Raw genomic sequence first — 1,102 nt, 5'->3', positions numbered from 1 at the left:
GTAGCAAGCAGCAACGCCATTACTTATGAAAACTTTTTAAAAACAACTAAAGATAAGACATTTAAAGGTGAAGGACTAAGCTATTTTAAAGAGATCATTAAATCTACAATTGCCGAAGAGCTTGCAGCTGATACAAGTTTTGTAGAAAAAATTTACACTCAAATAACAAATAAACTAATTAACAATGATGCTACTAATATCTCTAACCTTTTTAGTAAAATTAAATCACAACTTACAAATAGCATATCATCAGCTACTCTATCTAAGCATGATAATCTTTTAATAATGTCTTCAAGCGCTATTCAAAAAACACCAGTTCCTAAACAATTGCTAGGTATACCATCCGATTTTGAATATAGCCGAGTAAATGGCACCACGCTTTATCCGTATGAGTACAAGAATAAATCGATATACATTGATATGGAATATACTTCCGACATAACTCTTGTTTTTTACAAAAGCAGTGATAATGACCCAATTTACCTTGATATAACAGTCCATGCAGAACACCATGGGAGAGATCACATGCCTAAAATGATCTATCTAAAGTATTCCGATGAATTAAAAAAAACAATATTATATGAACATACGGGGTCTGCAGGATCATCTACCATAATTCCCCTATGCAAAGGATGGTATGTCCAAAAAAGAGCTTACTCGTCGGGAAGTTCCATCCCAGTTCTTTTAAAACTATAATTTTTTTTAGCAAAAATTATAGTTTTGGTATATAATATACATATAAAAATAAAAAAATTAAAATTAAGGATTAAAAAATGGATACTATTAAAATAACTGAACTTCTTATTAATTTAAACGAAATTAAACTTATAGCCGTAATGATTTTTGTAACAGTACTAGTTTTAGGAGTATTAATTCTTCTCAAGCCTTTACTAAAAGACATATTATCCATAGTAATAGGTAAGCTTTTTAGAAATGGTAATGGGAATAATCATATTAAAAAACGAGATTAAATAATGAGATTATCTTTAGATAATCTTGAATTCGGGCTTACATCTATATCAAAACTTATTGAGATATTCTCTAAATTTGAAGATGAATTTGATCCTATTGCGCACAAAGGATTTTCTTTGGTTTATGAACT

At 29.2% G+C, this 1,102-nt stretch carries 3 protein-coding genes; all 3 read left to right on the top strand.

Annotation, left to right across the window (positions count from 1 at the left end; translation table 11 throughout):
• A partial coding sequence (locus HNQ06_RS05640) for a DUF685 domain-containing protein (protein ID WP_184108030.1) occupies positions 1-696 on the top strand: 696 nt, incomplete at its 5' end.
• A gap of 77 nt (positions 697-773) precedes the next feature.
• Positions 774-971, top strand: a complete 198-nt coding sequence (locus HNQ06_RS05635) for a BlyA family holin (RefSeq protein ID WP_184108028.1) — start codon at positions 774-776, stop codon at positions 969-971.
• 3 nt (positions 972-974) lie between these two features.
• Positions 975-1,102, top strand: a 128-nt coding sequence (locus HNQ06_RS05630) for a BlyB family putative holin accessory protein (RefSeq protein ID WP_281382047.1), incomplete at its 3' end; no start/stop codon positions are given.

The sequence above is a fragment of the Borreliella lanei genome, from assembly GCF_014205895.1.
GTDB lineage: Bacteria > Spirochaetota > Spirochaetia > Borreliales > Borreliaceae > Borreliella > Borreliella lanei.
Note: the sequence above shows the minus strand (reverse complement) of the source record. Positions and strands in the feature narration are given on the sequence as shown.

Bases quoted from the DNA above. Each gene is read 5' to 3' on its own strand.
- HNQ06_RS05635 (WP_184108028.1), top strand. From the start codon at position 774: ATGGATACTATTAAAATAACTGAACTTCTTATTAATTTAAACGAAATT.